Source organism: Lutibacter sp., assembly GCF_040883305.1.
In the GTDB taxonomy this organism is placed as follows: Bacteria; Bacteroidota; Bacteroidia; order Flavobacteriales; family Flavobacteriaceae; genus Lutibacter.
The window spans coordinates 1-6,192 of record NZ_JBFLKT010000284.1 but is presented as its reverse complement, the minus strand read 5'-3'; the positions used below and the strand labels follow the sequence as shown (position 1 = coordinate 6,192).

Genomic DNA, 6,192 nt, shown 5'->3' with positions numbered 1-6,192 from the left:
GCTATTGTGAAACCAGAAAGTGCTGTTCTAAGTTTATTTTTATTTAATGACTGGAAAATTTCTCTCCAACGATCTAAATCAAACATAATTAAGCGTTTACTTTTTTAGCTGTTTTTTCATCGCTTATAATTACACCGTCCTTTAAACGAACAATTCTGTCTGTTTGTTCTGCAATGTCTTCTTCGTGCGTAATTACAAAAACAGTCATTCCTTCTCTATTAATATCTTTCAGTAATTGCATTACAGAAGCTGATGTTGTAGAATCTAAAGCTCCTGTAGGCTCATCTGCCAAAACTACCTTTGGATTTGTAGCCAATGCTCTTGCAACTGCAACACGTTGTTTTTCACCTCCAGAAAGTTCACTTGGTAAATGATCTGCTCTGTCTTTTAACCCTACTTTTTCCAAATATTGCATTGCTACTTTTTGACGTTCTTTTCTTCCCATACCTTGATAATAAAGAGGAAGTGCAACATTTTCAATCGCCGTTTTATAAGTAATTAAATTGAATGATTGGAAAACAAAACCTAAAAATTTATTTCTTAAAATTGCAGCTTTCTTTTCGTCTAACTTTTCAATCTTTTGACCATTTAAATAATAATTACCTTCGTCGTGGTTATCTAATAACCCAACAATATTTAATAAGGTTGATTTTCCTGAACCTGATGAACCCATAATGGAAACAAATTCACCTTCTTTTATATGCAAATCTAAACCCTTTAAAACATGAAGAGAATCTTTTCCTATTGGATATGATTTATGTAGTTTTTCAATCTTAATCATTTAGTTCTTGTTTTTAACGAAATTATAAATTGCTATTGAAACTAGGTATTAATTTTATGTTAAAAGAGAGTTATTACTTTTACATGTATCTTTGCCTAGTGAACGATTTAAAAAACAAATCAATTATACTTTTTGATGGTATTTGTAACTTATGTAATACATCGGTTATTTTTATTATTAAACACGACAAAAAGGCACATTTTAAATTTGCTTCTCTTCAATCAGACGCTGCAAAAGAATTATTGTTACAATACAATGTAAAAAAAATTAAAATAGACTCAATTATACTTATTGAAAATGGTACTTTCTATGAAAAATCTACTGCGGCATTAAGAATCTCTAAAAAATTAAATGGAGGGTTTAAATTATTGTATATATTTATTTTAATCCCAACATTTATAAGAGATTGGGTATATAACTATATTGCCAAAAACCGTTATAAATGGTTTGGAAAAAAGGATAATTGTATGATTCCAAGTGAAAAATTAAAAAGCAGGTTTTTAGAGTAAATTAAATTGGACAAATGTTATTGCGATTTTTACTTTTTTAAAGTAGATTGTAGCAATCTAAATATCAAGAATCAGATTGCCGCAGCCGTTCCTCCCTCGCAAAGACGTGCATAATTTCAAGAATCAAATTATTTCTTTTTAGATTTATGTTTAGGATAATTATCATCCCAATCTTTCACCTTCGGGTCATGTAATTTCCCTATTGATTTTGCAACTAACATAGATACTGAAGCATCTCCAGTAACATTTACAGTAGTTCTAAGCATATCTAAAGGTCTGTCTATTGCAAAAATTAATGCTAAACCTGCCTCTGGAATACCCGCTTGACCTAAAACAATTACTAACATTACCATTCCGGCACCGGGAACTGCTGCAGAGCCAATACTTGCAAGAGTCGCAGTTACAATAATTCCTAATTGTGCACCTAGCGATAAATCCATTCCAAATGCCTGCGCAATAAATACTGCAGCTACAGCTTGGTATAAACTTGTTCCGTCCATATTAATGGTAGCTCCAATTGGCAATACAAAACTACTAACTTCTTCATCAACTCCTAAATGTTCTGTAACTCGTTCCATTGTAACAGGAAGAGTTGCAGCACTACTACTTGTTGAAAATGCTAATAATTGGGCTGGTGAAATTCCTTTTAAAAATGTTGCAGGATTTTTTTTGGTTACCAACCAAACTATTAAATTATAAAAAGAAATCATAATTAACAATCCTAAAACAACTGTAAAAGCATACCAAACTAATGCTTTAAATAAATCTATACTTGGAGATTCTACTACTAAAGCTGCTAATAATGCAAATACGCCATAAGGTGCTGCAAGCATTATTAAATCAATCATTTTTAATATGACCTCATTAAAACCATCAAAGAATTTTTTAACAGGTTTCGATTTTTTTTCAGGAATTAAAATTAACCCAATTCCGAAGAAAATTGCAAAAAATATTATTTGTAGCATATTTTTATTTTCCGAAGCCGCTCCAAAAATATTATCTGGAACAATATCTACCAATGCTTGTAATGGTCCACTATCTTTACGCTTAACGGCTTCTTCTTTATATTTTGCAGTATCATTTGTATAATTTTCAACCAATTCTAATCTGGTTTCTTCAGAAATTGAATCACCTGGTTTAATAACATTTACCAACAATAAACCAATTGAAACTGCAACAACGGTGGTAATTAAATATAAGCCAATGGTTTTACCTCCCATTTTAGATAATTTTGAAATGTCTTTTAAATCCGAAACTCCTTTTATTAAAGATGCTAAAATTAAGGGTACAGCAATTAATTTTAATGAATTTATAAATATTTTACCAAAGGGTTTAATCCAATCTTGCACAATTTCTTTTCCACCATCAAATTGAGTCATTAAAATTCCAACTCCTACTCCAACTACCATTCCTAAAATAATTTGCCAGTGTAATGCTATTTTTCTCATTAAAAAGTTTTAAAATTCTTGGAAAGATAAAAAATCCTTGAAAACATTCATACCATTTAGACATAAAAAAAAGCACATAAAGTGCTTTTTTTATTAATTAACTAGGTTAATGTTAAAATTGATACCTTAGAGACAATGCTAAATCTAAATCCGTATCCTTTCCATAATCACCAACAATCCCAATTTCCGGTCTAAAATCTAGAGAAATTAAAATTGGACCATCGAAATTGTATTCAATACCAACATTTCCATCGGCATTTATAAATAAGCCATCGTCATTATCATTATTAATACCATTACTATAACTCCAAGAGCCAATTCCTGCGCCAAAACCCGCATACCAATTAAAACCTTGGTCAATATTCCAAACCCACTGATAAATTCCAGAAAGTTTAAAAGCATCATAATTTTTATGATCTCTATACCCTAAATCCACTTCTAACCTTTTATTGGCATCTAATTTTTTTTGATAGGATAATTCTCCTCCAAAACCATCGTTATCTCCAAATCTAATTCCAAGCGCATGTTCAGAAATTTCTTGTGAGCTCATACAAAACATTCCTCCAAATAAGACTGTTGCAACTAAAATTAATTTTTTCATAATATCTATTTTTAAAATTATATAATCTTTTAAGACAAGATTTGTGCCATTAAAATCACAACGTTAATTACTAAATTTTATTATTAATGTGACTCATTTATACTTGTTGTGTCAAACTTTATGTAATTATTTATTACATTAGGCGCAATATTAACTTTATTTTAAAAACAACATGTCAGGAATTTTAGATTTATTAAACAGTGATCTTGGGAAAACGCTTATTAGCGGTGCTAGTAAACAATTTGGACAAGATGAAGGAAAAACAACGAGTGCATTAAATACTGCATTACCACTAATTTTAGGGGCAATGAAAAACAATGCTTCTACACCAGAAGGAGCCTCAGGATTATTAAACGCATTAGGAAATAGTAAACATAGCGGAGGAATTTTAGATAACTTAGGAAGTATTTTAGGTGGAAGTGGCGTTGATGAAGATGTACTTAAGGATGGTGCAGGAATTATAGGACATGTTTTTGGAGGTAAAGAGCAGAATGTTGCTCAAGCTGTTAGTAAAAATAGTGGTATAGATATAGGTACAGCAATGAATATTTTAAAAGTTGCTGGACCATTGGTTATGGGAGCTTTAGGTAAGGAAACGCGTAATAAAGGTGTTGCAGACCAAAATGGAATTGGAGATTTATTAGGAGGAATGCTTGGTGGTGCCTCTCAAAATCAACAAAGTATAGTAACTCAATTACTAGATGCTGACGGAGACGGAAGTGTTATAGATGATGTAGCAGGAATGCTTTTAGGAGGTGGAAACAAAAAGAAAGGTGGACTTGGTGGACTACTTGGTGGTTTATTTGGAGGAAAATAAAGTTATAACTGTATAATATTTAGAGGTCAAGCTATAAAGTTTGACCTTTTTTTATGATTAAATTTTCAATGTAAAATTAAAATGTATTTTTGCATTGTAATTTTTATAAATGGAGAAATTAAAAAAACGTTGGGGATTAACATCAAATTTTCAAATAGTATTGATACTAATAGTTTTTTCTATTAATGGTTCTTTTGCTGCTTGGATTGCAAAACCTCTAACCGAATTTATTGGTTTAGACTATGAAACAACAAGTGGTTGGATTTTTTGGCCTGTTCGTATTTTACTCATATTTATAATTTATCAAATTACATTACCATTGGTAGGTTTTTGTTTTGGGCAATTTAAATTCTTCTGGAACTTGTTTACAAAAAAAATGTTGTTAAGAATGGGATTTAAACGTTTCTTTAACGAAAATTAATCCTCTTTTTCTTTTTTAATAAAGTATTTATAAATCCAAGTTAGAGTAAATGTTGGTATAAAATCCGTCCCAAAAAAACCAGCTTCTTCAACAAAAGAAACAATACTTCCTACTTTTCCTTCAGGACCTTTATACATTTTATAAATTAAAAATGCTGATGCTGGCGCCCAAATAATATCCGAAAACTCACCAACAAACGGAATTACGAAAGATAGCATTCCAATACCATCAAACAACAGCCCTAATAATAATTTCTTGTATTTTTTATTCATAAATAAATATATTCTTTTCTGATTGTATTACAATTAAAGTGCCAATAATTTTATAAGGACTTTTAAAGCTAAACGTCTTTTTTTAAATACAAATTATTTAACTGTCAAAATTAGCATAATCAATGTCCATTAAATCACTGTATTTAAACTTGTAATTTAATACAGATTTTAATTTACTGTTTGAAATAATTTTAAAAATTGTAGTTTCAGTTTCAGCAAAAACTGGTGGTTCATTTCCTAAATCTTCTTTTGTTTTAATATAATAATCACGTCTTGTCGGATGTGTATCTGCACAAGCATTATAAATTTTATTCCAACTATTTTTTTTAATAATTTTTTCTAAAATTGAAATACAATCATCTTGATGAATCATATTTACAAAACCCTCTGGATTTGGAATTGAACGTCCGCTTTTAAAGAAATTCCCTGGTGTTCTATCGTAACCGAACAATCCCGCAAAACGCACTATTGTAGTTTCAAATGATATATTTTTTGTAAAAAGGTTTTCAATAGTAACTAACGGCGAATTTTGAAGCTCTGAATCTTCAGTAACAACTTTATTTTTAGAAACATAAACTGAAGTTGAACTGATAAATAACACTTTCTTTATAGATGACTTTTCAATAAAATGAACTAGATTTTTAAAACCTTCATAATTTTTTGAAGGCAATGCTACAATTAAAATATCGGCATTTAAAAAATCATTAATTATATCCGAAATATTTTCTAATGAAATTAAAAAAGGCTGAATTCCAACATTTTTTAATTCCTCAAATTTACCTGGTGTAGTTGTAGATCCTTTTACAGTAAACCCCTCTTTTATTAATTTAATTGCCAAGGGTTTTCCCAACCAACCACATCCTAAAATACTTATATTTTTATTCATTATTTATAACTGCACAACTTACCTATTTATTACAAAACAGATTGTTACTTCTTTATTTTAGATTTAAACTGCTTCAAAAACTTCTCTAATTTAGGGTTTATAACAGCAACACAATATCCCTGTGTTTTGTTATTGTTATAATAATCTTGATGGTAGTTTTCAGCTTTATAAAAAACATCTAATTTAGTAACTTCAGTAACAATTGGATTTTCAAATACCTTAGCTTCAGAAAGCACTTTAATAAATTCTTCAGCCTCTTTCTTTTGTGTTTCAGAATTATAAAAAATAGCAGATCTGTACTGCGTACCAACATCATAACCTTGCCTGTTTAATGTAGTTGGATTGTGTGTGCTAAAAAACACTTCTAATAGTTCTCTAAAACTAATTATAGACGCATCAAATTTTATTTCAATAGCTTCTGCATGTCCTGTTCTTCCGGTAGTAATTTCATTATAAG

At 29.7% G+C, this 6,192-nt stretch carries 9 protein-coding genes; 3 read left to right on the top strand and 6 right to left on the bottom strand.

The genetic code is table 11. The annotated features are described in order from the left end of the window. Positions 1-88: 88 nt before the first annotated feature. Positions 89-781 (bottom strand): ABC transporter ATP-binding protein, encoded by a 693-nt coding sequence (locus tag AB1Z17_RS09060; protein ID WP_368051484.1) that lies wholly within the window; start codon positions 779-781, stop codon positions 89-91. Between the two features lie 98 nt (positions 782-879). Between AB1Z17_RS09060 and AB1Z17_RS09055 the strand changes: the two genes are divergently transcribed. After that, a complete protein-coding gene (locus tag AB1Z17_RS09055; RefSeq protein ID WP_368051483.1) occupies positions 880-1,290 on the top strand; it encodes a thiol-disulfide oxidoreductase DCC family protein in 411 nt (136 codons plus the stop codon). Between the two features lie 128 nt (positions 1,291-1,418). On the opposite strand, the gene AB1Z17_RS09050 is transcribed toward AB1Z17_RS09055, so the two are convergent. Continuing rightward, positions 1,419-2,738, bottom strand: a complete 1,320-nt coding sequence (locus AB1Z17_RS09050; protein WP_368051482.1) for a dicarboxylate/amino acid:cation symporter — start codon at positions 2,736-2,738, stop codon at positions 1,419-1,421. A 112-nt stretch (positions 2,739-2,850) separates the two neighbouring features. Then, positions 2,851-3,339: a hypothetical protein gene (locus AB1Z17_RS09045; protein WP_368051481.1), complete on the bottom strand. Its 489-nt coding sequence runs from the start codon at positions 3,337-3,339 to the stop codon at positions 2,851-2,853. Between the two features lie 172 nt (positions 3,340-3,511). On the opposite strand from AB1Z17_RS09045, the gene AB1Z17_RS09040 reads away from it, so the two are divergent. After that, on the top strand, positions 3,512-4,156 hold the full coding sequence (locus AB1Z17_RS09040) for a DUF937 domain-containing protein (RefSeq protein ID WP_368051480.1): 645 nt from the start codon (positions 3,512-3,514) through the stop codon (positions 4,154-4,156). Positions 4,157-4,265: 109 nt separating this feature from the next. Beyond that, positions 4,266-4,577: a DUF6787 family protein gene (locus AB1Z17_RS09035; RefSeq protein ID WP_368051479.1), complete on the top strand. Its 312-nt coding sequence runs from the start codon at positions 4,266-4,268 to the stop codon at positions 4,575-4,577. On the opposite strand, the gene AB1Z17_RS09030 is transcribed toward AB1Z17_RS09035, so the two are convergent. From AB1Z17_RS09030 to msrA, 3 genes are all read right to left on the bottom strand, one after another. Then, positions 4,574-4,849, bottom strand: a complete 276-nt coding sequence (locus AB1Z17_RS09030; protein ID WP_368051478.1) for a hypothetical protein — start codon at positions 4,847-4,849, stop codon at positions 4,574-4,576. The two genes, AB1Z17_RS09035 and AB1Z17_RS09030, sit on opposite strands and share 4 nt — an antisense overlap. Before the next feature lie 97 nt (positions 4,850-4,946). Then, a complete protein-coding gene (locus AB1Z17_RS09025; RefSeq protein WP_368051477.1) occupies positions 4,947-5,735 on the bottom strand; it encodes an NAD(P)H-binding protein in 789 nt (262 codons plus the stop codon). 44 nt (positions 5,736-5,779) lie between these two features. Continuing rightward, positions 5,780-6,192 (bottom strand): peptide-methionine (S)-S-oxide reductase MsrA (msrA, locus tag AB1Z17_RS09020; protein ID WP_368051476.1); only part of this gene is annotated, 413 nt, incomplete at its 5' end.

Coding starts and splice junctions, on each gene's coding strand:
- AB1Z17_RS09060 (WP_368051484.1), bottom strand. CDS start 781: ATGATTAAGATTGAAAAACTACATAAATCATATCCAATAGGAAAAGAT.
- AB1Z17_RS09050 (WP_368051482.1), bottom strand. CDS start 2,738: ATGAGAAAAATAGCATTACACTGGCAAATTATTTTAGGAATGGTAGTT.
- AB1Z17_RS09045 (WP_368051481.1), bottom strand. CDS start 3,339: ATGAAAAAATTAATTTTAGTTGCAACAGTCTTATTTGGAGGAATGTTT.
- AB1Z17_RS09040 (WP_368051480.1), top strand. CDS start 3,512: ATGTCAGGAATTTTAGATTTATTAAACAGTGATCTTGGGAAAACGCTT.
- AB1Z17_RS09035 (WP_368051479.1), top strand. CDS start 4,266: ATGGAGAAATTAAAAAAACGTTGGGGATTAACATCAAATTTTCAAATA.
- AB1Z17_RS09030 (WP_368051478.1), bottom strand. CDS start 4,849: ATGAATAAAAAATACAAGAAATTATTATTAGGGCTGTTGTTTGATGGT.
- AB1Z17_RS09025 (WP_368051477.1), bottom strand. CDS start 5,735: ATGAATAAAAATATAAGTATTTTAGGATGTGGTTGGTTGGGAAAACCC.